This window comes from Wolbachia endosymbiont (group A) of Anomoia purmunda (assembly GCF_947251545.1).
In the GTDB taxonomy this organism is placed as follows: domain Bacteria; phylum Pseudomonadota; class Alphaproteobacteria; order Rickettsiales; family Anaplasmataceae; genus Wolbachia.
In genome coordinates this window covers 139,816-164,775 of record NZ_OX366362.1, presented here as the reverse complement: position 1 = coordinate 164,775, position 24,960 = coordinate 139,816, and the positions used below count along the sequence as shown (strand labels likewise).

26 protein-coding genes and 1 pseudogene are annotated in these 24,960 nt (G+C 35.3%); 16 read left to right on the top strand and 11 right to left on the bottom strand.

What is annotated here, in order from left to right:
• Positions 1-24: 24 nt before the first annotated feature.
• The 3 genes from typA to OPR57_RS00790 all read right to left on the bottom strand — a co-directional run bounded on the left by typA (position 25) and on the right by OPR57_RS00790 (position 3,736).
• A complete protein-coding gene (typA, locus tag OPR57_RS00800) occupies positions 25-1,854 on the bottom strand; it encodes a translational GTPase TypA (RefSeq protein ID WP_151807730.1) in 1,830 nt (609 codons plus the stop codon).
• Positions 1,855-1,951: 97 nt separating this feature from the next.
• Positions 1,952-2,548, bottom strand: coding sequence for an orotate phosphoribosyltransferase (gene pyrE / locus OPR57_RS00795; RefSeq protein WP_182365496.1), 597 nt, complete (start codon positions 2,546-2,548; stop codon positions 1,952-1,954).
• Between the two features lie 3 nt (positions 2,549-2,551).
• Positions 2,552-3,736, bottom strand: a complete 1,185-nt coding sequence (locus tag OPR57_RS00790) for a dicarboxylate/amino acid:cation symporter (protein ID WP_265036742.1) — start codon at positions 3,734-3,736, stop codon at positions 2,552-2,554.
• Positions 3,737-3,861: 125 nt separating this feature from the next.
• Between OPR57_RS00790 and OPR57_RS00785 the strand changes: the two genes are divergently transcribed.
• Positions 3,862-4,311 carry a hypothetical protein gene (locus tag OPR57_RS00785; RefSeq protein WP_265036739.1) on the top strand — a complete coding sequence of 150 codons (450 nt, stop codon included), beginning with the start codon at positions 3,862-3,864 and terminating at the stop codon, positions 4,309-4,311.
• Between the two features lie 325 nt (positions 4,312-4,636).
• Here OPR57_RS00785 and prfA read toward each other — a convergent pair whose 3' ends face one another.
• Positions 4,637-5,716 carry a peptide chain release factor 1 gene (gene prfA / locus OPR57_RS00780; RefSeq protein ID WP_265036737.1) on the bottom strand — a complete coding sequence of 360 codons (1,080 nt, stop codon included), beginning with the start codon at positions 5,714-5,716 and terminating at the stop codon, positions 4,637-4,639.
• A 103-nt stretch (positions 5,717-5,819) separates the two neighbouring features.
• Here prfA and yihA point away from each other — a divergent pair, with 103 nt between their 5' ends.
• The 4 genes and pseudogenes from yihA (at position 5,820) to OPR57_RS00760 (ending at position 8,481) form a co-directional block, all read left to right on the top strand.
• Entirely contained in the window at positions 5,820-6,413 is a 594-nt protein-coding gene (gene yihA, locus OPR57_RS00775) for a ribosome biogenesis GTP-binding protein YihA/YsxC (RefSeq protein WP_265036735.1), read from the top strand.
• A gap of 4 nt (positions 6,414-6,417) precedes the next feature.
• Positions 6,418-7,329, top strand: a complete 912-nt coding sequence (argB, locus tag OPR57_RS00770) for an acetylglutamate kinase (RefSeq protein WP_320157518.1) — start codon at positions 6,418-6,420, stop codon at positions 7,327-7,329.
• Between the two features lie 80 nt (positions 7,330-7,409).
• Entirely contained in the window at positions 7,410-7,559 is a 150-nt protein-coding gene (locus tag OPR57_RS00765) for a hypothetical protein (RefSeq protein WP_265036730.1), read from the top strand.
• 110 nt (positions 7,560-7,669) lie between these two features.
• Positions 7,670-8,481 (top strand): annotated as a pseudogene (locus OPR57_RS00760) (IS5 family transposase).
• Here the strand turns inward: OPR57_RS00760 and OPR57_RS00755 are convergent.
• On the bottom strand, positions 8,431-8,769 hold the full coding sequence (locus OPR57_RS00755) for a hypothetical protein (RefSeq protein WP_265036728.1): 339 nt from the start codon (positions 8,767-8,769) through the stop codon (positions 8,431-8,433). The pseudogene OPR57_RS00760 and the gene OPR57_RS00755 sit on opposite strands and share 51 nt — an antisense overlap.
• A 510-nt stretch (positions 8,770-9,279) precedes the next feature.
• The gene (ndk, locus tag OPR57_RS00750; protein WP_265036726.1) at positions 9,280-9,699 is read right to left on the bottom strand and encodes a nucleoside-diphosphate kinase; all 420 of its coding nucleotides are present in this window, start codon (positions 9,697-9,699) and stop codon (positions 9,280-9,282) included.
• Between the two features lie 118 nt (positions 9,700-9,817).
• Here ndk and OPR57_RS00745 point away from each other — a divergent pair, with 118 nt between their 5' ends.
• From OPR57_RS00745 to OPR57_RS00735, 3 genes are all read left to right on the top strand, one after another.
• A complete protein-coding gene (locus tag OPR57_RS00745) occupies positions 9,818-10,564 on the top strand; it encodes a hypothetical protein (RefSeq protein ID WP_320157499.1) in 747 nt (248 codons plus the stop codon).
• 7 nt (positions 10,565-10,571) lie between these two features.
• Entirely contained in the window at positions 10,572-11,519 is a 948-nt protein-coding gene (gene hemH / locus OPR57_RS00740) for a ferrochelatase (RefSeq protein WP_265036722.1), read from the top strand.
• 77 nt (positions 11,520-11,596) lie between these two features.
• Entirely contained in the window at positions 11,597-12,400 is an 804-nt protein-coding gene (locus OPR57_RS00735; protein ID WP_265036720.1) for a hypothetical protein, read from the top strand.
• 3 nt (positions 12,401-12,403) lie between these two features.
• On the opposite strand, the gene gshA is transcribed toward OPR57_RS00735, so the two are convergent.
• Entirely contained in the window at positions 12,404-13,564 is a 1,161-nt protein-coding gene (gene gshA, locus OPR57_RS00730) for a glutamate--cysteine ligase (RefSeq protein WP_265036717.1), read from the bottom strand.
• A gap of 115 nt (positions 13,565-13,679) precedes the next feature.
• On the opposite strand from gshA, the gene hslV reads away from it, so the two are divergent.
• The 3 genes from hslV to OPR57_RS00715 all read left to right on the top strand — a co-directional run bounded on the left by hslV (position 13,680) and on the right by OPR57_RS00715 (position 16,078).
• Positions 13,680-14,234, top strand: coding sequence for an ATP-dependent protease subunit HslV (gene hslV, locus OPR57_RS00725; RefSeq protein WP_077188416.1), 555 nt, complete (start codon positions 13,680-13,682; stop codon positions 14,232-14,234).
• Position 14,235: 1 nt separating this feature from the next.
• Entirely contained in the window at positions 14,236-15,726 is a 1,491-nt protein-coding gene (gene hslU / locus OPR57_RS00720; protein WP_265036715.1) for an ATP-dependent protease ATPase subunit HslU, read from the top strand.
• A gap of 118 nt (positions 15,727-15,844) precedes the next feature.
• Positions 15,845-16,078 carry a hypothetical protein gene (locus OPR57_RS00715; protein ID WP_410541071.1) on the top strand — a complete coding sequence of 78 codons (234 nt, stop codon included), beginning with the start codon at positions 15,845-15,847 and terminating at the stop codon, positions 16,076-16,078.
• Here OPR57_RS00715 and OPR57_RS00710 read toward each other — a convergent pair.
• Both OPR57_RS00710 and OPR57_RS00705 read right to left on the bottom strand, forming a co-directional pair.
• Positions 16,062-17,003, bottom strand: coding sequence for an FKBP-type peptidyl-prolyl cis-trans isomerase (locus tag OPR57_RS00710; RefSeq protein ID WP_265036713.1), 942 nt, complete (start codon positions 17,001-17,003; stop codon positions 16,062-16,064). The genes OPR57_RS00715 and OPR57_RS00710 overlap by 17 nt on opposite strands.
• Complete coding sequence (locus OPR57_RS00705; RefSeq protein ID WP_265036711.1) at positions 16,996-17,787, bottom strand: polyprenyl synthetase family protein; 792 nt, start codon at positions 17,785-17,787, stop codon at positions 16,996-16,998. Before OPR57_RS00705 ends, OPR57_RS00710 begins: the two co-directional genes overlap by 8 nt.
• Positions 17,788-17,932: 145 nt before the next feature.
• Here OPR57_RS00705 and acpP point away from each other — a divergent pair, with 145 nt between their 5' ends.
• From acpP to thyX, 4 genes are all read left to right on the top strand, one after another.
• Positions 17,933-18,193, top strand: a complete 261-nt coding sequence (acpP, locus tag OPR57_RS00700; protein WP_265036709.1) for an acyl carrier protein — start codon at positions 17,933-17,935, stop codon at positions 18,191-18,193.
• Between the two features lie 13 nt (positions 18,194-18,206).
• Complete coding sequence (gene fabF / locus OPR57_RS00695; protein ID WP_265036707.1) at positions 18,207-19,475, top strand: beta-ketoacyl-ACP synthase II; 1,269 nt, start codon at positions 18,207-18,209, stop codon at positions 19,473-19,475.
• Between the two features lie 122 nt (positions 19,476-19,597).
• A complete protein-coding gene (gene murA / locus OPR57_RS00690) occupies positions 19,598-20,875 on the top strand; it encodes a UDP-N-acetylglucosamine 1-carboxyvinyltransferase (protein ID WP_265036705.1) in 1,278 nt (425 codons plus the stop codon).
• A 9-nt stretch (positions 20,876-20,884) separates the two neighbouring features.
• Complete coding sequence (gene thyX, locus OPR57_RS00685; protein WP_265036703.1) at positions 20,885-21,739, top strand: FAD-dependent thymidylate synthase; 855 nt, start codon at positions 20,885-20,887, stop codon at positions 21,737-21,739.
• Between the two features lie 72 nt (positions 21,740-21,811).
• On the opposite strand, the gene OPR57_RS00680 is transcribed toward thyX, so the two are convergent.
• Positions 21,812-22,744: a hypothetical protein gene (locus OPR57_RS00680; protein WP_265036701.1), complete on the bottom strand. Its 933-nt coding sequence runs from the start codon at positions 22,742-22,744 to the stop codon at positions 21,812-21,814.
• Between the two features lie 195 nt (positions 22,745-22,939).
• Between OPR57_RS00680 and OPR57_RS00675 the strand changes: the two genes are divergently transcribed.
• Positions 22,940-24,136 (top strand): IS4 family transposase, encoded by a 1,197-nt coding sequence (locus OPR57_RS00675; protein ID WP_406831627.1) that lies wholly within the window; start codon positions 22,940-22,942, stop codon positions 24,134-24,136.
• On the opposite strand, the gene OPR57_RS00670 is transcribed toward OPR57_RS00675, so the two are convergent.
• Complete coding sequence (locus tag OPR57_RS00670) at positions 24,133-24,918, bottom strand: hypothetical protein (RefSeq protein ID WP_265036699.1); 786 nt, start codon at positions 24,916-24,918, stop codon at positions 24,133-24,135. The two genes, OPR57_RS00675 and OPR57_RS00670, sit on opposite strands and share 4 nt — an antisense overlap.
• Positions 24,919-24,960 lie beyond the last annotated feature (42 nt).

Below are 24,960 nucleotides of genomic sequence, written 5' to 3'. Positions count from 1 at the left end.
TTTTCGCAAATGTTCAACCTCTGATTACTCCTTATTCTTTGCCCTTCCTGCACGCTTACGTTCATTTGGATCAAGGAATTTCTTGCGTAAACGTATAGATTTTGGAGTTACTTCCACCAATTCATCATCATCTATATACGCTATCATATCCTCCAGTGTCATTATCTTTGGAGGAGTGAGTTTTATGGCTTCATCACTACCTGAAGCTCTTACGTTTGTTAATTGCTTACCTTTTAGCACGTTTATCTCCAAATCATTGTCACGGCTATGCTGGCCGACAACCATGCCACAATATACCTTATCCTGTGGCTTGATAAACATAATTCCCCTGTCTTGCAAATTGAAAATTGCATACGCCACAGCCTCACCCTTATCTGTAGAAATTAAAACTCCATTGCGCCTTCCAGAAATTGGACCTCTATGTGGAGCATAACTGTGAAATAAACGGTTAATTATGCCTGTGCCCCGAGAATCAGTTAAAAACTCTCCTTGATAACCAATTAATCCTCTTGATGGCACTAAAAACGTTAATCTTGTCCTGCCATTACCAGAAGGTCTCATGTCAGTCACTTCACCTTTTCGGAAGCTGAGTTTTTCCATGATGATTCCACTATATTCATCATCTACATCAATTACTACTTCCTCTATAGGTTCAAGTTTTTTACCGCCTTCTTCTTTAAATAACACGCGAGGGCGTGATACCGAAAGCTCAAAACCTTCTCTCCTCATATTTTCAATTAACACTCCAAGCTGCAACTCACCACGTCCACCTACTTCAAATGCTTCACCGCTTGGTGCCAAAGTCACAGTAATTGCAACATTTGTTTCTGCTTCCGCATATAAACGATCCTTTATAGCAGTTGAAGTAAGCTTTGTACCTTCTTGCCCAGCAAAAGGTGAATCATTAACGCTCAGAGTAATCGCCATTGTCGGCGGATCAACTGGAGTTGAGCTTACTGCAGTTGTAACTTCTGGCGCCGCTATAGTATCTGAAACCGAAGCTTCCTCAAGTCCTGCAATTGCAATTATGTCTCCCGCCACAGCTTGTTCTACTGGAATACGTTTCAAGCCAGAAAATGAGAGCAATTTAGTTAATCTTCCTCGTTCAATTACTTTACCATCGAGGTCAAGCACCTTAAGATCTGAATTGACTTTTGCAACGCCCTGATAAACCTTTCCTGTCAATATTCTGCCAAGAAACTTATCAGACTCAAGTAGAGTGACCAACATAGCAAAAGGTGCATTTTGATCATAAACAGAAGGTTTTATATAATCTATAACCGTTGAAAATAATGGGCTTAAATCTTTTCTTTCATCAGAAAGCTCCTTAGCACACCAGCCATTTCTACCTGAAGCATACAACACTGGAAAATCTAGCTGCTCGTTGGTTGCATCAAGGTTAAAAAATAACTCATATATTTCATTTAATACTTCATCAATTCTGCTGTCTGGTCGGTCGACCTTATTGATTATCACAATTGGCTTCAAATTTGCTTTTAGTGCTTTTGAGAGCACAAATTTTGTTTGTGGCATGGGACCTTCTGCAGCGTCAACCAACAGCAACACACCATCTGCCATGCACAACACCCTTTCCACTTCCCCACCAAAGTCCGCGTGCCCTGGCGTATCAATAATATTGATCTTTTCATCGCCCCACATTATTGATGTACATTTTGCAAGTATTGTAATTCCGCGTTCACGCTCTTGATCACCACTATCCATCACTCGTTCTTGAACTTCTTGATTCTCGCGGAACGTGCCACTTTGTTTTAACATGTTATCAAGTAAAGTAGTTTTACCGTGGTCAACGTGTGCGATTATTGCTATATTTCGGATCGATTTAAATTCGTTCATTTTCTATCATTTCAAAATTAATTTAGCAATAAGTATACATAAAATACACTTAGAGTAAATAACTAAAGCTGTGCTGTGTTTCCAAGATATTATAGGATTACTTTGTTAAATATTCCCTACTTCCAGGTTTTGTTATGGGTAGTTGTTTTAATTCACTTGGAAGTTCTTCCTCGCTGTAGTTTTTGATGTTCAGTTCAATCAAAGATATGACAGGAAAAGGCAGTTTTGTTTCACTATTTCTCTTTATCAAAGAAGCTTCAGCAACAACTTTACCTCCTTCCCCTTCTGCACATTCCACTGCTTCAAGTGAAGATTTGCCTGTGGTTATCACATCCTCGATAAGTAATATTTTCTCACCTTTTTTAATTTCAAATCCACGGCGTAATTCAAACTTGCCATTAACGCGCTCGCAAAACATTGTCTTTATTCCAAGCTGCCTGCCAATCTCATAACCCACAATTATTCCACCAATTGCAGGAGATAATATTAAATCTATGGAGCTATTTAATTCTTTTTTTATTTTATCTGCTAATAATGCGCAAACTTTCATGGCTCTGCTTGGATTTTCAAAAATCTTCGCACACTGTATGTATGTGTCACTATGCAGCCTGGATGATAAAACAAAATGCCCATACAAAATTGCTTCTGCTTCTTTAAATTCTTTTATTATTAGGTTATTTTCGTCTAATATCATTTTTTAAGTTTCACTATTACATTCTTTATTAATTATCTGAGTGATACAAATATCAGACCACACATTTATTGCAGTTTCAAACATATCGATGATTGTATAAATAGGCAAAATCAGTCCCATAATATGCAGAGGAACATTCATCGACATGAGATAACTGGTTGCCATAAAATAGCACCCCATCGGCACTCCAGCGTTACCAATTGCAGCCCCTGTAGCTAAAAAAATCCATATCAACATTTCGCTTAAGGAAAATACGTATCCGTTCATTTCTGCAACAAACATTACAGTGATTAGTATAAATGCAGCACATGCATTCATATTAATTGTTGTGCATATTGGTAAAATAAAAGACGATAATTTCTTTGGCACCTTTAGCTTGTTCTGCACACAGTCTATGGTTGTGGGCAGCGTTGCACTGGATGATTTAGAAAAAAACGCAAGTGTGAGTGCCTGCATAACCCCTTTCAGCGTTTGAATTGGTGATATGCCTTTATACCACATAAGTAGCGGTAAAATCAGAAATGCCTGCACAAAATTTGCAGACATTATGCAAACAAAATACCATAAAAGATTGTAGAACTCACTACCGCCTTTTAATTCATGCAAAAAACATGTAATAAAAGACCAAACAGCAAGCGGAATAAATTTTAATAATCCTTGAGCAATTTTAAGTAACGTATCGAAAAGCGCAGAGAATACTTGGTATAATATATCCTGTTTTTCTTTTGGGAGTGAAATAATAGCTCCACCCATCAAGAAAGCGATTAATATGCTACCAATCATATTACTTTCAAGAAAAACTTGCACAAAATTCGAAGGAATGAGTGATTTTAAATATGAAAAATAACTGTGGTTATTGCTGTTAATACTCCCTATTGTATTATTTATGAAATTTTTTCTTGCTGGATCTATTAACAAATAAAACGATAATGCAACAAACGCAGCTATAATAGTTGTAAGCAGAGTATAAAATAGTGTTTTCTTAACTAAGACTTTGATTTCAATTGAGTCTTTGAGCCCGGAAATTGTGGAAACTATGGATAAAAAAACCAGAGGTAAACTTATTAATTTGAGCAAGCTGATAAAGATATCACTAAATAGCTTTGCTATTTCAAATATAATCTCACTGTTTAAATAGTAAGCAACTATTGCAAGCAGTATAGAAAAGAGTATTGCAAACTTGTGCATTGAAAATAAAACCTCAAAATAATATTATACAACAATTTTGCTGTTTTGGAATCAGATTGATATAAAAAGTCTTGCAAGTTAGGCAAAATGTTAATACTTAACTTATAACTGAATATGGGGGTAATATGTATACAGAACGTGAAAACCTTAAAAAACGTGAAGAGCTTAAAAAATATGAAGAGCTTAAGAAATATGAAAAACTTAAAGAAAATAAGGAATTTATATTGTTTCATGTGCTCTTAGCAATAGTAGGTAGTACATCGGGGGCTTCTGTAGGTTCTAGATTAGGTTCTGTAACTTTATCACTTCGAGTAGTAGAAGTTCTTTTCTGTGGGTCTTTAGTAGGGCCAATAGTGTTTGTTGCAAGTAATCTTGTACTCGCCGGTAGACCAAAAAAAGTGCACGAAGAAATGTTATCTAAATTTGGTAATGGCTATTGTGGAGTAGTTTTGTTTTTTTTGAGCTTCTGGGCCACTAGTGCTGCAATCAGAGTTGTTGCTAGTATAGCTGCAAATGCTACTTTGCCTGGTGCAATGGTGTCAGGAGCTTTAATGCTAGGAATAATCGGGGTATAGTACCAGTTATAAGCTTCTCTGCAACGAATTATGTAATAATGCCTATAGCTGAGAAAGTAAATCACTATATCATAGAACCGATAGTTGAAAAAGTAAGAGGATGCATTTATTCGGAGATAGTGGATTTGACTAAGATTTCTTAATTTAAATTTAGGTGCACTTAGCCCATTCTGGTGATAACAAATTTGGTATCCGTTCAGCAGAGTGGTTTAAGAAACGATAGATAGGAGATTATGAAAAGGCCCTTTGTTTCCATGTTAGTATCCGTTCAGCGGAGTGGTAGAATAAGATAGACAAGGTGATCTAATTAGATTTTTAGTCAATTTTAACTCTCTCCTGCCAATCTTTCTGCTTCATTACGTGAGATTAATGCCTCAATAAATTCATCTAGTTCACCTTCTTTTATAATCTGCTCTAACCGATGTGAAGTTAGATTAATTCTATGATCTGTTATTCTTGATTGTGGAAAGTTATATGTTCTTATGCGCTCGGAACGATCACCAGAGCCAATTTGGCTTTTCCTCATTGTTGACCTTTCCATTTCTTTTTTTTGTCTTTCAATTTCATATAGCCTTGCCCTCAATACTTTGAGCGCTTTAGCTTTATTTTTGTGCTGCGATTTTTCATCTTGCTGTATTACAACTATCCCTGTTGGCAAGTGGGTGACCCTTACTGCGCTGTCAGTTGTATTCACTGATTGCCCTCCAGGACCACTGGATCTATAAACATCTATGCGTAAGTCTTTTTCTTCTATTTTAAAGTCAACCTCTTCTACTTCAGGTAATATCGCAACAGTAGCTGCGGAGGTATGCAACCTTCCTGAAGATTCAGTTTCTGGCACTCTCTGTACTCTGTGCACTCCTGATTCAAATTTCAACCTTGCAAAAACTTCTGTTCCATTAATGAGTGCAGAAGCTTCCTTATAGCCACCTATACCTGTATTAGAAATGCTTATTGGCTCGAACTTCCAATTTCTTCTTTCTGCATATTTTTGATACATACGAAATAACATTGCTGCAAATAATGCTGCTTCTTCTCCGCCTGTGCCTGCTCTAATTTCTAATATTGCATTTCTTGAGTCATCTTCATCTTTGGGCAATAATGCTAACTTTAGTTTTGCTTTTACTTTTGGTAATAACACCTTGTGCTTTTCGAAAAATTCTTCTTTTGCTAACTCTTTTATATCACCTTCGCTGTTTTCATCTTTCATTATTTCTTCTAAGTCTGAAATTTCCTCTTTCAGCGTGTTATATTCATCAATTATCTTGATGATTGGTCTGAGCTCAGAGTATTCCTTTGAAAGGGTAATGAATTCTTTTTGACTTAAATTGGTAGGATTTTCCAAGTTCCTCTCTATATCATTAAATTTTTTCTTTAAGTCTTGTAAATTATTCTCTATATTCATATAGCACAGATCTAGTATTTTAACTGTTTAAGTAATATATACTGAAATAAAAAATTTCTTATATCAAGCAATAACACTATAATATACCTTCTACTTGAATATAATGGCAAGACAGATAACATCAAACTGCAATTTCATATTTGGAGCTTCGGACATAAAATCATTACCAAATGAGTCGGCTCTAGAGATTGCGTTTGCTGGTAGATCAAATGTAGGAAAATCCAGTCTGATCAACTTACTGATAAACAGCAAAAAAGCTGCCAGAGTTTCTTCTAAACCTGGATGCACTAGACAAATAAATTTTTACTCTATGTACGATGATAAGTTTAGACTTGTTGACCTACCAGGGTATGGCTACTCTCATGCAGGCAAGGAGGAAATTATACAATATTTAAACTTAATTGAGTATTATCTAATTCAAAGAGAAAATCTAAGAAGAGTGTTTGTGTTGATAGATAGCAAGGTAGGATTAAAAGAAATAGACAAAGACTTCATTTATTGGTTAATATATAATAATATTAACTTTAACGTTGTGCTAACAAAAATAGATAAAGTAAGTCAAAAAAGCTTAGGTGCTGTTATAGAAGATATTCAAAAATGGATTAATAATGAAAATGTGTCAATTCATCAAATAAGCACCCGTGTTAAGCATAAAATAACCAAGGTAAGAGATGAGTTTTTCAAGTTTACAAGATAAAAAAATGAAGAGTAGTGAATTTTTAAAGGGTGAAGTATCATTTGAACAAAAAGTAGAAATATTACTTGAAGTGTTATCTAACATACCTAGCTTTGTGGGCGAAACTTTTGTCATTAAATGCAGCGGAATAACGATCTCAGATGAAACACTATTTAATACTTTTGTGCATAATGTTGTCTTATTAAAGCAGCTTGGTATAAATCCGGTGATAGTTCATGACGGAGAATATGAAATTAACTCAGTGTTAAAAATGTTGGGTATGGACAGTAAGTTTGTGAATGGTATCAGACTTACAGACAAAGATACTATGAAAATCATTGAAATGGCACTGTGTGGTTCAGTTAATAAAAAAATTGTTCAGCATATAAATTCTGCTGGTGGTTCAGCTATTGGATTATGTGGAAAAGACGGCAACTTAATAAAAGCTGAAAAGATAAGCACTACGCTTAAGGAAGACAGATCAAATAACATCGAAAAAATACTAGACATGGGGTTCATCGGTAGGCCCACTGAAATCAATCCTGATATATTATTTTTTATTGAAGAATCAGATTTTATACCAGTTATTGCACCAATTGGTCATGGAAAAGATGGGGAAACATATCATATCGATGCCGATAGCACTGCAAGCGCAATTGCAATTGCAGTTTCTGCATCTAAAATGATAACCTTTAGCGATACAGGTGAAGAAATAGATAAAATTGGTGGCAGGAAGATATCTGTTAAAAATTTAAATGCATCGATTGATTGTGGCAAAATTCAAGGAGAAAAATTTATTCAAAGGCTTATGGCATATACTAAAATGGTAGAGGAATGTGCTGGAGTTGTTCACATAGTTGATGGTAGAATACCTAACATTATGCTTGATTTATTTACTGAAAATAATTCGAGTATATCAATTGTGAGTGATTTATAACTAGACAACTACACGAATACCAAGAGGGTGTCATCCGAGTGCCCAGACACTGGGATCTCATTTTACTTTATGATAATGTCATGAAGGTAGCCTCCTTCTCCTGTCATCCTAGTGCTCCTTTTTTGTCATCCCAGTGCGTGACACTGGGATCCATTTTCTTTTTTCTAAATTCCAGCGTCACGCGCTGGAATGACACCTTCCATATAAATATTAAGAAATTTACCAAATAAAAAAAAAGGCAAAAGAAGCCCCGTAGTTAACTAGTTATTTATATGTACTTCAAAATATTAGACTTCTTTCAAAATTGTTAGAGGGAGTGTAAGATGAAGTATTTGAAAGCATGAAATATAAGGAAATAGAAAAGTTAGAAGGAGAAAAGTTTCGACGTTTAACAGGGGTAAAAAAAGCAACATTTGAGCGAATGGTAGAAATTCTAGAAGTGGAGGATAAAAGAAAAAAAGCTAGAAGTGGAAGAAAAAGTAAACTTTGCATAGAAGACAGGCTACTTATGGCACTGGAATATATAAGAGAATATCGTACATATTTTCATATTGGGCAAAGCTATGGCATGAGTGAAAGTAACAGTTTTAAAATAATAAGATGGGTAGAAGACATATTAATAAAACATCCAGATTTTGCATTACCAGGAAAAAAAGAGCTATTAAAGAGTGATGTAGAATATGAAGTTTTAGTAATAGACGGAACTGAAACGCCAGTAGAGAGACCAAAAAAAAGCAAAAGCCCTTCTACTCTGGAAAGAAAAAAAGGCATACTATAAAAACACAAATAGTAACAGAGAAGAAGAGTAGAAAAGTCATATGCACATCTTTCTCGAATGGTAGAAAACACGGATGTTTAGAGAATCAAAGGTAGCAGTATTGCCGCAAACTAAAATCTTAGCTGATGCCGGCTACAGGGGAATGCAGAAGATACACAAAAATGTTGTATTACCGCACAGGAAAACGAAAAAGAATCCGTTAAGCAAAGAACAAAAAAAAGAGAACAGGGCACTTATGAGCCAAAGGGCAATTGTTGAAAACGTAATTGAAAAGGTTTAAAATCATCTCGGACAGGTATAGAAACCGACGAAAACGTTTTGGTTTAAGATTTAATTTGATTGCTGCAATTCACAATTTTGAGCTCCCTACATGAATTTTGAAAGAAGTCTAATGATGTCATGAAAGTAGCCCCTATGATGTCATTCCAGTGCTCCTTTCTCGTCATCCCAGTCCCCAGACACTGGGATCCAGGAAACTTAACTCTACACCAAGTAAATGTACAATAAGAACTAGATTCCAGCGTCACGCGCTGGAATGACATCATAGAGGCTACTCGGATGACAAAAAAAGGAGCACTGGCATGACACCTCTCTTGGGCTCTTTTAGCTACAAACGTTAAGAAATTTACCAAACGAAAAAAGGCAAAAGAAGCCCTGGTCATTGTCTATTTTCAGTATTTGGCGTTTTTTAAGTCTTAAACACTGCAATTTAGCTGCTTTTAAGTGCAACTAACCTTAGCTTGAATGTTTAAGAAATTTACTAGGCAGAAAAAAAAGGCAAAGAAAACCCGTGGTAGCTAGTTATTCACTCTCTATTTTAAAATTTGACGTTGGGTGATGTCTTGAACGCTTTATAAGCGCGTTTCAGCTTGTATAGGTAAAAACCTAGAAATTTTATAAAGACATAGGGTGCACATAGTGCAAAAAATTAAGCATAGTACGCCAAATACAAATTTTCTTGTCGTTTTAATCTGCACAGATTGCGAAGTTAAATGAAATAGCTTCAGTTTCATGATAAGGGGACTGGCGAAGGGTGTCAAGTAAGTTTTTTCGTTTCTATGTTGTCAGCTACTTGGATTTGCCACCTGCTAATTACAACGTTCGTACAGATGTATGCTTGACATAGGATCCAGAAAATTTAGTTATATATAGGAAAATCTGAGTTGAATGAACTACACCAACTCACATTCAGCAAAAAAGAAAGCTATCTCCTTACGAGCATTTTCTAGACTATCCGAGCCGTGAACTCTATTTTCACTAATATCATCAGCAAAATCACCCCTGATTGTGCCTTTATCTGCCTGCTTTGGATCGGTAGCTCCCATGATTTGTCTGTATTTACTTACTGCATTTTCACCAACTAAAACTTGAACTATCACAGAACCAGAAGTCATAAACTCTACCAATTCCCCAAAAAAAGGCCTATCTTTATGAATTTCATAAAATAGCCCTGCTTGTTTTTTTGTCAGTAACATCATTTTTTGTGCTGTGATTTTCAGCCCAGAGCTTTCAATGTATGAATTTATCTTGCCTGTAATATTATTTTTTACTGCATCAGGTTTTAATATCGAAAGTGTCTTCTCAATTGTCATATTATTCCCTCATATTAAGTAAGATAGTATATTTATAGATTTATCTTATTATAAATTTTAATTTCATAAAAGTGATTTTTTACTTATAGTTAAGAACAAACCATCATGGAGGTATTGTATGGGCTACTGTCGTAAAAAACTAGCAAACAACCTAAAATCATCAATTTTTTGCGGGACAAAAGGGTTTTTGACTTTTAGTTTGGCATTTTTAAGTTATTTGGAATATAGTTCACATCATAATACAAAATTAAAAGAAGGCGCTGCTTTTGCAATGAAAAGAAACACTATTCCGTTTCTTGAAATGGCTGTCATAGTGCCATTTGTTTGTTTTGCGCTGCCAGCTATAGTAGGTAGTATAAGTCTTATACAGTGTGCGCTTATATGTGCTGCATTGATGGTTGCAACATGCTTTTTTGTAAGAACTTTTCACGTGCGTGAGTGGTCACTAGAAAAATGGACCAAACATAGTACACAAGAAATAGATGAGCAATTTAAGAAAGATACTATAAAATTTCCTATTTTTGATCAAAATAGAAAACACATCGAGTATAATTCGCCTAACTCAGGACGACCACTGGATGAAACAAGTAGCACCTCTTTTTTCGTTGCATTTTTAGTTCTTCCTCTGAAGATTCTTCAAAGTTGTATCATGCTATCTTTAGCTGCTGTTGAACTTCTTGAAGCAGTGCCAAGTTTTTGTGTTGATAAGGTTTTTGACAGCAAAAAATTCGCATCTACCAAGAGTAACGTGCAAAGATCTGGCCATTTATTGTATGCAAGTGTAAGAAATTTAGTGCCTATAACTAAATTTGATGAGCATATAGCTGAGTTTATAGGCACCCCAAAAGCAACTTGTTGTAAGTAGTGCATAGGTGAAAAAGGCTGTCATTTTATTTAACCTTGGCGGACCAGATTCACTGAATGCAGTCCGTCCTTTTTTATTCAATCTTTTTTATGACAGGAGAATAATAAATCTACCAAATCCTTTTCGGTTTCTTTTAGCAAAGTTTATATCTGCGAAACGAGAAAATACTGCACGAAAAATATACGAGGAAATTGGAGGTAAATCGCCAATTCTGGAGAATACAAAAATGCAAGCTAATGCTTTAGAACTAAAATTAAATGAAGATAGAAACCATGTACACAAGGTATTCATCTGCATGCGCTATTGGCGTCCGTTTGCTGACGAAGTTATTAAAAGTGTAAAACAATTTGATCCTGATGAAGTAATTTTGCTGCCACTATACCCTCAATATTCAACTACCACAACTTTATCATCCATCGAAAATTGGCAAAAAAATGCTAAAAACCATGGTCTAAAGTGCGATACAAAAATAATTCACCATTATTATAATAACGAAGACTTTATTGAGGCTCACGCTAATTTAATAGCTAAGTATTACAAATTAGCCAGCAGAATCGATAAGCCAAGAGTCCTATTCTCAGCCCATAGCTTACCTCTTAGTATTATTAAAAAAGGCGACCCTTATGCTTCACAGATAGAAGAAACAGTAAAATTAATAGTAAAAAATTTGAATATTAAAGATCTTGATTGGTCAATATGTTATCAGAGTAAGATTGGTCCTGTAAAATGGCTAGAGCCAAGCACTGAAAGTGAGCTATTACGCGCAAAAATTGATGGTGTACCTGTAGTTCTATCACCTATATCTTTTGTTTCTGAGCATTCAGAAACTCTAGTTGAACTTGATATAGAATATAAAGCAATTATCAAGGATGGATATTACTTTCGCGTGCCAACTCTCAGTGCCGATTCTTTGTTTATTAAATGCTTGGCTGATTTATGCATAAATCTCCCTTAAAGTCCTGATTCATACGGCTTTTCTTTTAGGATTTTATGTGATAGAATAACAAGAAATTATTATTTTATTAGCTATTTATGCCAAAAGGTAAATCAAACACATTTACACAAAGGGTGCACGCTGCCCATAACCATGATCTCAGAAAGATGTATTGTATTGCAGTAGGTTTAACAGGCATATTGTGTAAGATTTCACTGCAATTTTGCTGCGAGTTCATTGACAATAATAGATCCAGTATTTCTGCTGTATCAGATATTGCCAAGTTAATAAAATTACCAACATCAACATTATATATTCTTCATTCCGGACTCAGCTTGGCTGGGTATAGACCTCAAGATGATAAAAATGAACCTAAAAAATCAGTACAGGTTGTAGGTAGCTTGGCCTTCTTGACACACTGTATCATAGGAATATTGATGCAGACAAAAATCATTCATTTCTTAGCTGGAAACAATAAAGATATAATAAGTCATATTGGTTTAACATCAACGATCCTATTTCTGTTTATTTCAGAACCTATAAGTTACTATTATTCATGGAGAAAATACCTAGATAATAAGGATCCTGAAAAATCTGCTAAGTGTAAGAAGGACCTCATTATCAGCACATTAACTTTGTCATTAAGTTTATTAAACTTCATATTAAGAAGGATAGAGACTCCAACCATACCAATAAACTTAGGTAATGGTGTAATCTATAATTTCAACTTAAGCGTAACAGTTAGTATAATATTAAGTCTAGCATATTTAATATCAAATATCGATAAGTTCGTCAATCAACCGGTTAATGGTACTGATCCTTCTACTAAATTTGATAATGCTAGCCATAACCATATTCAGTCTGGTAATGATCTGCCCGATGGCAACGCTATGGAAATATAAGGGTTAGAGGTGAAAAGATTTTATTTCTACTGCCAACGCTAGTACTGCTAATTTGCTAATAATACTCCAAAGTGATAGAATTTTACCTTCCACAACCTGGCTAACATCATGAAACTCACAGTCAGTGGCATTCAAGCTAGAATATACATCTTTTCTGCTATTACATCGGTATAAGTAACATGTTGGAGTATCTCCTATATAGTATATTAGTGGTTCTGCAGAACTGCTTTTAAACATGTCAATGGTTGGTACGCCTTCTTGTATAATAACGCTATTGATTGCTATTCCTTCTTTTATCTTTTTCATTTTATGACGCTTTTTTTTATTGAGGTTTAATATTTCCTCTCCACTTGTTACTGTTATAATGCCCATCCCATATGTACCATTGCTTGCTTTGATAAAAACGTAAGGTTGTGTTTTTATTTCATATTCCTCATATTTTTTTTGCACTAGAGATAATATTTGGTCAACTTTAGTTGCTACTGCTCCTAGTGACGAATCATCATCAAAATCAACTCCATCACAGCTTTCCGTAAGCACAGAAATTAGCCATGGGTCCATTTTAAATTCGCTACAAAACTCGGACGCTAATTCTTGATAGATTTCAAAATACTTAAATTTTTGCCTGCTATGCCAACCGTATAGTGGGCTTGGTACTATATCTTGCTTTACGTCTTTTAGCGTGTCTGGAATGTGGCTCGTCATATCACGGTTCAGTATAATAACATCAGGCACAAATCCTGAAGTTGTCTTTAGCAGAGAGTTTTCTTTCACAACAGTTTCATACTGTTCTATTAAATTGTATACTTCATTATGTAAAAGGCCAATTCTAGTTTCAAAACCTGCGAGTTGCAGTATTTTCTCTATAGCAAATACGTTTTCTATATACATTTTATTGCGTGTATAATTTTCCGGTATTATAAGAACCTTTTTATATTGTTTTGTTTCAAAATAACTTTTTATTAGTTTTGCTGCTGTTGCTCTTGATGTCTCACTTAGATTGTTGAATCCCGCAGGAAATAAATTAGCGTCCACTGGGGCAATTTTGTAACCAGAGTTTCTAAGATCTATAGAGCTATAAAATGGTAATGTAAGGCCGTTAAGTTTTGCTTCAAACCAATTATTTATACTTTTTTCCAAATTTGGGTGAATTATGTTTTGCATCTGCACTTTAAATGTTATAAGGAAAGTATTATATTATAAGCTATGGTTAAACATATTTAGTAAATTTGACTAAAGATTAAAGTATAATGAGATTCTTATTTAAAGTGATAGAAAAATGATTCAACACGATAACAATAAAATGTATGGCACTACTATATTATCAATTAGAAAAGATAAAAGTGTAGTAGTAATAGGTGACGGACAAGTTTCACTGGGCCACACTGTTATAAAATCTGGAGCAAAAAAAGTTAGGCGTCTTTCTGGTGATTCTGTAATTGCTGGATTTGCCGGGGCAACAGCCGACGCATTTACTCTTTTTGAAAGATTAGAATCTAAACTTGACAAGCACCCAGGGCAATTAATGAGAGCATGTGTTGAACTTGCAAAAGACTGGAGAATGGATAAATATCTGAGGAAATTAGAAGCTATGATGATTGTTGCAGATAAATCTATTTCATTAGTAATTACGGGAACAGGTGATGTTCTTGAACCTGAAGATGGAATCGCAGCTATTGGCTCTGGGGGAAATTTTGCTCTATCTGCAGCAAGAGCTTTAATTGACATTAAAGGAATATCAATAGAGGAAATTGCGAAAAAGGCTATGAAGATAGCTGCTGATATATGTGTTTATACAAATCATAATGTAATTATTGAAAAAATAGAGGAGTGATATGTCTTCCAAGCAAAAAACTTTGTGCACTAATTTTTCCAATCAGCCCATAACCCTTTCAGAAGGGCGGTCTTGTAGTAGTGACACCTACGATGAAAAAGATAACCTCTATAAAGATACTAAGAGTGGTTTTGATTCAAATGACAGCGATGTTCAAGTTAATGACACTACTCAAGTTTTGTTAGATGACCTGCCACCACAGAAGATAGTTAAAGAATTGGACAGATTCATAATCGGACAGGATGATGCAAAGCGTGCTGTTGCTATTGCGCTCAGAAATCGTTGGCGTCGCAATCAGGTTCCATTTCCATTGCGTGATGAAATCATACCTAAGAATATATTGATGATCGGTCATACAGGGGTTGGTAAAACTGAAATAGCTCGTCGCTTAGCAAAACTTGCCGGTGCACCGTTCATAAAAATTGAGGCAACGAAGTTTACTGAAATAGGATACGTTGGACGTGACGTTGATTCGATAATACGCGATTTAGTTGATGCAGCAATAGTTTTAGTTAAAGAGAAAGCCCATAAAGCCTTAGCTAAAAAGGCTTTAATTTTAGCTGAGAAAACAATAGTAAACTCTATGGTAGGCGAAAATGCAACCGAAGAGAGTAAAAAAAATTTTAGAGAAAGGTTGAGGAATAAAGAGTTTGAGGACGGAGAAGTTTCTATTGACGTCAGAGAGAGCAAGAGTATGTTACCTACTTTCGATATACCAGGCATGCCAGGTGGGCAAGTTGGTGTGATGAATGTAACAGAAATAATGGGCAAGATGTTTAACGGGAGTAAAAAAACAAAAACTATTACGGTGAAGGTAAAAGAAGCGCGTGAAATATTAATTAATGAAGAAAGTGAAAGGCTAATGGATGAAGATAAGATAATCAAAGAAGCCATTGATCTTGTTAGTAATGACGGTATAGTATTTTTGGATGAAATAGACAAAATTGCAGCGCGTACAGAAGTAAAAGGTGAAGTAAACAGAGAAGGAGTGCAACGCGATCTGTTACCATTACTTGAAGGAACAACTGTTACAACTAAGTATGGCCATGTAAAAACAGACTATATATTATTTATTGCATCTGGTGCTTTTCATCAGTCTAAACCATCTGACCTCTTACCGGAATTGCAGGGCAGATTACCGATCAGGGTAGAACTTAAGGCACTTACTCAAGAGGATTTAATAAGAATATTAAAGGAACCAGAATCTAGTTTGTTAAAGCAGTACATAGCTTTAATGAAAACAGAAAATGTGACACTTGAGTTCACTGATGATGGTATAAAAACCATAGCTGAAATAGCGTTTACAGTTAATAGGCAAGTGGAAAATATAGGCGCAAGAAGGCTTCACACTGTCATGGAGAAGCTTTTAGATGAAATAAGTTTCATTGCTTCTGAGAAAAATAGCGAAAAATTCATTATAGACAGCAAGTATGTAAAAGATAAACTTGAGTCAATTTCGAAGCAGTTGGATTTATCTAAGTTTATACTTTAGGAAAAACGAAAAGCCTACTTTAAGTAGTTCAGAAGATCAGCCAGTAGACCTAAAATTTCGTATCTGTTCAGCAGAGTGGCAAAATAAGGTAGACGAGAAAAGACAACTATAGGAATAAATGGGTGTCATTTCAGTGCGTGACACTGGTTTCCATCCAAAAGGGTGTCATCCCAGTGCCCAGACACTGGGATCCAGAAAATTTGATTGTGTACTATACAACATTTTCGATCAAAAGCTGGATTCCAGTGTCAAGCACTGGAATGACATCACAGGGGCACTGGAATTTTTGTTTCAATATTTGTACATTAGCCATGCATCTGAGCAGATACAAAATTTCAGCTATATTCTTTAGACTGTTTTTCAACAGTAGAATGGTGTGCTGCGATCTCTTGCTTAGCATCTAAGCTTAAGTCAATTATTGAGATATTTTCTTCATCATAATCTATGTCTTTTATTAACATATCGTCAGTAATAGTCAAAAGGTCAGGCGGAGAAAGAATGGTTCTTTTATTACCAGCTCTCATTCCCACAACTCCAAGCTCTATAGCAAGTGGTATTCTTTTATCGCCAACCCTAAATTGCACTGTTTGATCTTTGACTATATATTCCCCATTATGCTCCTTTACGCTATATTTAACCGATATCTCATCACCGCACCTTACTTGTTTTCCAGTCTTGTTAATTAAGTCATTAAAAACCATCAGATTATTTACTGAGTTGGGATATTTATCCTTTACTTCAATCAGTTTGACGTAATAAGAATTAAAATTCATTTTGTTATCATTGGCAATAGTAACTACACGCTCTCCGCCTTCTTTCATACCTATTACCCCTAAACTCACTTCTTTTAGGTCATCTTGACCTATTTTCAAAGTAACATCAGAAACTCTGCTAGGGAGTGTTGCTAAGTTATTATTAGAAATTTTATATATTTGCAATAGGACTTCCAGGCCACAAAAAGCCTTGTTGCCACTGCCTTCAGTAATTTCATAAAAATTTATTGAATTTTCTTCTTTTTGCTGCGTCATTTCTTCTAAATATTCTGTCAGCCCATGCTTTTCAATATAGCGGTCAAGTGCTGATTCAAGTATTGGCTTCACTAGGTAATATGCTATCGTCTGTATCAAACCACCATGCGTGGCATTTATCTCATAAAGCTTGTCCTTTTTTTCCGGTTTACCTTTGTTTATATAGACAATAGTAAACACAAAAGCAGAAGTTAAAGTGAGAATCGTCACTACGGAAATAAGCATTTGTAATATAATTTTTCTAACCATCTTTCTTTACTTGATTCAATAAATCATATAAATAATTAGTATACCCTGAAAGCGCACTCAAATTATCCAAGCCTTGTTTAAAGAGGCCGTCTATATAGTTCTCTACTTCACTTTTACCAAGCACAGACATTAAATTATTTGTTTTATCTTGTTCGTAGTCTTCAATATCATCCTTAGCTTGAAAGATAAGCCCTAGGTTTATCCCGTAGTTATATAATGCTCTCCGCTCTTTGCCTGTAGCACCCCCTATTATAGCGCCTATTTCGCATGAAGCTGCAAATAGTTTTGCGGTTTTCATCAAATGAATTTCTTTTATTTTATCAAAATCTGCACCAATATCTAAAATCTGTCCTCCCACCATTCCCCTAATTCCTATTGCTTGAGAGAGCACTTTTATGATCTCACAGCGTTTCTCATTTAACGAAGATAATACCTCAAAAGCCAGAGTAAGTAGTGCATCTCCGGCAAGCACTGCTGTTGCTTCATTAAATTTTTTATGGCAGCTTAGCTGGCTTCTGCGAGTATCACTGTTGTCCATGCACGGTAAATCATCGTGAATTAGAGAGTAAGCATGAACAAATTCAATTGCTGCAGCAAGTGATATTACTTTTTTAGCTTCTACGTTAAACACTCGCGATGAAGCTACGACTAAAAAGGAGCGTATATGTTTTGCAGGAGCAAGGAGTATATAACGCATAGCTGATATAAGCTTATTCTCGCTATTTTCGGGTAAAAGTTTATTTACTTCTACAATAAGCAAATTTTTTGTTGTTTCGTCTAGCATTTTTGAATTGTTAATTGTTTAGCACGTAACGCTAGCCAGCTAGGGCAGTAGAAAACTTTACTGTAGTCTACCAGTTATAAAAGATATTGCAAACATAAAAATTTTTTATAACATCAAAGAATAGGTTATTTTTTTGGTAAGAAATGTGAATAGCGAACTAGCAAAGAGCACTAGAGAAGACATAGAAGAAAAAGTGAAAAAGATTATACTAGAGCACATTAGTAAGGATGTAGAGCAATTCAACAGCTCTTCAAAGCTTTCGGAGCATGGTACAGACAGTTTAGATGCAGTTGAAATCATCATGGCGGCAGAAGAAGAGTTTGGAATAGAAATTCCAGATGAAGATGCACAAAAAATGGAAACTATGGAGCAAATAGTTGAGTACATTAATAATAAAACAGGCTAATAGTTAGTGTTAAATGAGCAGAAGAGTAGTAGTCACTGGTGTTGGTTTAATCACTCCACTAGCGGCAGATGTTGACAACACTTGGTCAAGGCTGATAAAAGGCGAGTCTGGCATAAAAGCAATCAATACAGATAGATTTGACTCTTCTGATCTTGCTTGCAAGGTTGCAGGGCAGGTTCCCCTGCAATCCGACAATATTGAGCACTATTTTAATCCATTAGATTATATTTTTGAAAAAGATCTAAAAAGAACGGATCGTTTTATTCATTACGGCATTGCAGCAGCGATTCAAGCTGTGGAAGATTCATCTTTAGAAGATTCAAAAGTAGATAGACAACGTGTTGGTGTAACTATTGGCTCTGGTATAGGTGGTCTTCCATCAATTCAGGAAAATGTTATTACCATGCAGGAAAAAGGGCCCAGACGTGTCAGTCCATTTTTTGTCCCTGCAAGTCTAATAAATTTGATATCTGGCCATATTTCTATTAAATACGAATTTACAGGTCCAAACGATTCAGCAGTAACCGCATGTGCAACAGGTGCGCATGCAATCATAAACTCAGCAAGAACTATAAAACTTGGTGAAGCGGATGTTATGATTGCAGGTGGAGCAGAAAGTGCACTGTGTAGAGTTGGAATTGCAGGTTTTGCATCTATGAAGGCGTTATCAACTAAATTCAATGATAAACCCAAAGAAGCTTCAAGACCATGGGATGCAGAACGCGATGGTTTTGTTATGGGTGAAGGAGCAGGTATATTGGTGCTGGAGGAATACGAACATGCAAAAAAAAGGGGGGCAAAAATACATGCTGAACTGGTTGGGTACGGACTCACAGGAGATGCTCACCACATTACAGCACCACATCCAGAAGGAAGAGGCGCATTTAAGGCAATGCAGCTTGCCTTAAAAAGTGCGCAAATTAATCCAAATCAAGTAGGATATATCAATGCACATGGAACTTCAACGCCACTTGGAGATAAAATTGAAGTAATAGCAATGAAACAGTTATTTGGTGACTACGTTTATAAAATACCTGTTTCTTCAACTAAATCTTCTATAGGACATTTACTTGGTGCTGCAGGGAGCGTTGAAGCAATATTCAGTATTCTTGCGTTAAATAATGGAATTATTCCGCCAACCTTAAATTTACATAAACCTTCAGAAGGATGTGATTTAAATTTTGTACCGTTTAAAGCTCAGGAGCATAAAATTCGATATGCACTTTCTAATTCGTTTGGTTTTGGTGGCACTAATGCATCGCTCATCTTTGGACAAGTGTAATCAATTCTGCTGCTGAATAGCTAAAATGTACGAACACTATGATCTGTGATAGCTATATTATCTGTAATTTGCCTTTTACTGTCGATTTACTATACTTATTTGGTAAGATCTAGCTTAATTAAATGCACAAGATATTAATAAGAAATAACTACAAACCCCTGGTTGGAAAAATCAAGATTAATGGTTCAAAGAATGCTGTTTTACCAATAATGGCAGCAAGTCTATTGAGTAGCTTCCCGGTAATTTTGCATAATGTACCTGATTTAATTGATGTGCATCTAATGTCTAAGCTGCTTGAGAGTCTTGGAGCGAAAGTGAACTTTACACGCAATAAAGATTATAAAGCAAATCATACTTTGAAAGTTGACTGCGGTAATATCAACAATCACGTAATGTCACATGAAACTGCAAGTAAGCTGCGAGCATCTCTTTTAATGCTAGGTCCAATTCTCAGTAGATTTGGTAAAATCACAACAGTCTTTCCTGGTGGATGCAATATCGGAAAGCGTTCCGTTGATATGCATATCAAAGCATTAGAAGAAATGGGAGCTAAAATTGAAGTTGAAGGCTGTAATATAATTGCAACAGTGAAAGGAAAGCTACAAGGAAAAGAAGTTACACTTGAGAAAATAAGCGTTGGTGCAACAGAAAATATAATAATGGCAGCAACACTTGCAGAAGGAGTGACAATAATAAACAATGCTGCAACAGAGCCGGAAGTTCTTGATTTAATAGAGTTCCTAAAGAAAATGGGTGCTAATATTGAGATTAGTGATACAAGGATCACAATAACAGGAGTTGAAGCATTAAATGGATGTGTTCATAAAATAATACCAGATCGCATAGAAGCAGGCACCTATGCACTAGCTGCTATAATAACCGGTGGTAAGTTGGAGTTAGAAGGAATAAGTCTATCTGATATAAGATGTATTGTGAATGAATTGAAGGCTATAGGGGCTAATGTTGAACTATATAATGAGGGGGTTATGATTTCCAGAAAAAATTGCTCTATTAGGTCTGCTAACATTGCAACAAACCCTTATCCAAATTTCCCCAGTGATATGCAACCACAACTAATGTCCGCAATGTGCATTGCTGATGGGATATCAGTAATTGAAGAGAATATTTTTGAAAACAGATTTGCACATGCAGATGAATTGAGAAAGTTAGGCGCTAATATCAGCATCGAGAAAAGCAAAGCTACTATAAGTGGAATAGAAAGCTTATCTGGAGCTAATCTATGTGCCACTGATTTAAGGTCAACAGCAGCTTTGATACTTATTTCTTTGGTAGCCAGTGGAGAAACTACAATAAACAATTCGCATCATTTATGGAGAGGATATGAGGCAATGCATGAAAAACTTAATTCATGTGGAGCTGATATCTCCATTTCATCTTGAGGACATACTATGAATGAAGCAACCAAACGAACTACAGTAAAAGAAATAGATGAAATCTTATATGAAGAACATAAGGTATTAGACCATGGATTTATTCGAGTAATGGATTATATGGGCTCTGATAGCGCTATAGTTCAAGCTGCTCGTGTTTCTTATGGCAAGGGAACAAAACAGATAAGTCAGGATGAAGCACTTATAAAGTATTTAATGAGACATCATCATACAACTCCATTTGAAATGTGTGAAATTAAGTTTCACGTGAAACTTCCAATTTTTGTTGCAAGGCAATGGATAAGGCATAGAACTGCAAATGTGAATGAATATTCAGCAAGGTATTCAATACTTGATAATGAATTTTATACACCTAAACCAGAACAAGTTGCAAAACAATCTGACAATAATAAACAAGGTAGTGGGGAAGCTTTTGATCCAGACACCTCAAAGGAAATAATAGATTCTCTAACAAATGACTCTAATTTAGTATATTCTCATTATGAAAAATTTATTGAGCAGGGGCTTGCAAGAGAAATTGCCCGAACTAACCTAATGCTTAATTACTACACGCAATTTTATTGGAAAATAGATCTGCATAATCTCCTTCATTTTTTGAAGCTTAGAGCTGATAAGCATGCCCAATATGAAATCAGAGTTTATGCAGAAGTTATGCTGGATATAATAAAGAAGTGGGTCCCATTGGCCTACAATGCCTTTGTTGAATATTGCCTAGAATCAGCCTATATTTCAAAAACTGGTCTAGAAATAATTCGCAAATTAATTAAAGGGGAAAACGTTACTAGAGAAGAAAGTAATATTGGTAAAAGAGAATGGGACGAGCTGATGTCTATACTTGATAAACAATCTTAAAGACAAAGGCATATGCGTCAATCTCCTCTGTCAGTTAACTCTCGTTCACCAGATTGAATCTTGCTTTTTACATCACATTAACTCATCACTTTTATAGAACATCTCATTGAAATCATTTAGAGTTCCAAAATCCTGATCCTTGATAAACAGGTGATCATTAGCAACATGTGCTTCATCAAGAGTAAATTGCTCGTAATGATGATTGTGAGCTGGCCTAACAATTCCATTATATAAAACCATTACTTGCTCACGGTTATATCCATCGCCAGCATGATATTTACCACGTACGGTATCATAAAAATTCTTTACATCATCATATGTCACTTGCAGCTCCACCTTATACTTTCCCACTTCAAGAGGACTTCCTGTCTTTATTTTTAAGGGATGTTGTGAATTTGCAACACTGTTAGAAGTTTCTGCTTCAATATCAGAATTTTTATCCATGTTTTCTATCACACTTGCCATAACAGTTTCTTGTTCATCTTCTGTTGGTTTTGTTTGTTTTTCAGTCTTATTACTGCTACTGTCAGTTTCCACAGTTACTTTTTTTACTTCTATATCTTTTTGAGCTTTCTCATTACTTTGCTTGTGTATTTCATCTCCATGCAATTTTTCCTGCAGAGCTTTTTTCGTATCAGCATAATCATCACGATTGCTTTGCAAAGCTGGTTTATAACTGCTGCTATCATCCGCTTGCATTTGATCTATATAGTTAGATTCTTCTTCCTGTATAGTATTTTTTGCGTTATCCTCACCAACCGTTCCTTTCTCCCCAGACTTGGCTTCACTCTCTACCACAACTTCTTCGTCTACTTGCTCATTATTAAGTGTAACTTCTGCATCTATCTGATTACTATCTTCCTCCAATTCATTAGATAATTTTTCAGATAGCTGATCACCACTCAAATATGGTTCCTTTGAATATTTAGCGTAATTATAGGGATCAGTCCTGTCTGCTGAATAAAACCCACTTTCAAAGCCGGAGTAGGAGCTTTGATTGAGCACAAAAAATAAGTTTTCATAATTAACCAGCATATCACTATCAGGGCTAACAAAATTTAAATATTCATCGCCTTCCCATTCTGGGTAGTGTCTATACCATACGCGTCAAGTTAAGGAAAAGTGTAAGTAAAATTGATAGAGTGAAGGAAAAGAATAAGGTATAAGTTCTTCTTGGATATGTGAATGAGAGAACTTACAATGGACAGAATAGCTTGCTTATCAAAAGACCTCAATGAATTCTTTAATGAAAAAGCAGACGAAATATCAATTGCAGTAGGTTTTATAAAAAGAAAGAGAAAACTTAATGGCTCATCATTCATAAAAGCTATGGTTTTTGGTAACATAGGAGTTGGTGATTGCAGCATAGAAACAATGTGCCAATTGCTAAATGAAGACTCGATAGAAATTACAAAACAGGGTTTGGATTATATTAGCCTGCCCAGTAGCATGGAAGATATGTACAAAGGATATGGGAGTAGCTATAGAGATTGTGAGAGTAATACCAAATCAGGAATAAAGCTGCAGTTAGTCTTTGATTACCTGAACCAAGCGCTAGATAAGTTAAATTTAATAGAAGGAATAAGGTCGGATCAAGGTTATAGGGATTATCTGAACGGTTTATCAGCCAATGATTTGCTAATATTTGATTTGTGCTACTTTGTGCCTAGTTCTTTTAAACAGATTGATGAAGCAGGTGCATATTTTGTTAGTCGTTATAAGTCTGATACCAATATATATGATATAGAAACAAATCAAAAAATAGAGTTGTTGGAATGTTTAGAAGGTCAATCCCTTCTAGAGATGGAAGTGCTATTAGGAAAAGAAGTAAAAATTAAAGTGAGAATTATATGTCAAAAATTAACTGAAGAACAGTCTATAATTAGAAGAAGAAGGGCTAATAAGTTAGCAAAATCACATGGATATACATCTTCTCAAAAGAATCAAAAATTGCTGGATTGGTCGATATTCATAACTAACGTTCCAGAGAGTAAAATCAGCGCTGAACAAGTATTAACAGTTTACAGGGTAAGATGGCAGATTGAATTATTATTTAAATTGTATAAGAGTCACATCAGGCTTGACGAACTTAAAGGAAAACCATACAGAGTATTATGTGAACTATACGCTAAATTGTGCGCAATTCTTATATTTCATGGAATAGTTGGTTGTATAAAACTGAAAGAGAATACAGAGCTGAGTTTAACAAAGGCATTCATTGAATTAAAAAGAAGGATTAGGGAGTTGTTTTTAGCGTTAAGCAGTAAAATTAATAATTTGAGAATTTTCCTGAAAAAACTTACCACAGACTGGTCACAATTTTCTGTGAAAGATAGATATAGAAAAACTAGAGTATCCACCTTAAGTTCATTGAATTTTCTTACCCTTGCTTCTTAACTTGACGCGTATGGGTGTCTATACTCTGCTATGTAGTATTTACTGGAGTCGAGAGGTATCTTGTCACCTTCTTCCCCATCAAGTTGTAAAACTACTGCTGAACGCCCATTACCTAAATCATTACCTTTTACCACTTTGAATATTTTAATCTCATCCTTTTCTACAAGTTCTTTTAACTCCTCGTTCTTTTCATTTAACTCTTCCTCCCTTTGTCTTTCTGCTTCTCTTTCTCTTGCCAATCTTTCTGCTTCTTCATCAGCTTTCTTCTGCAGTTGTGAGAATACATTTTGTAATATATCTTGTGTGGTTAAGCTATTTGTGTTGCTTAAAAAATTATCTAACACATTTGATGCAATTGGTGACAATTCACCTTGATCATCAAATACTTTTTCCTTTGCTTTATCATAGTGATTTGGGTTATAGATTGCATACAGAGGATAAAAACCATAATCTGCAATTGACGCTCCGTCAGATGATAGTTCCATTGAGAACCCGTTATGATTGAGTGGAAGATTAGAGGTTAAATATCTACCGTTATCATCCCTAACGTATAGCTCACTTCTACCATTGTGCTCACTATATTTGTTGTAGTAGATATAAAAATTCTCATGGTTAAGATTGAAGTGATCATCTAGATTATCGAATTGAATTGTACTGCCAAGCTTCTCGCGCAAAAGATTTTTGCTTTCATCTGTAAGCTTTATACGTGCAGAAAAGTAGTATCGATCTATAGGTTCGCCTTTTTCTATTTCAAAGTTCAAAGTAATCTTGTCGTTGACCATTGGTAGCCTCCACAAATTCTATAAATCATTTTATTTATCAAT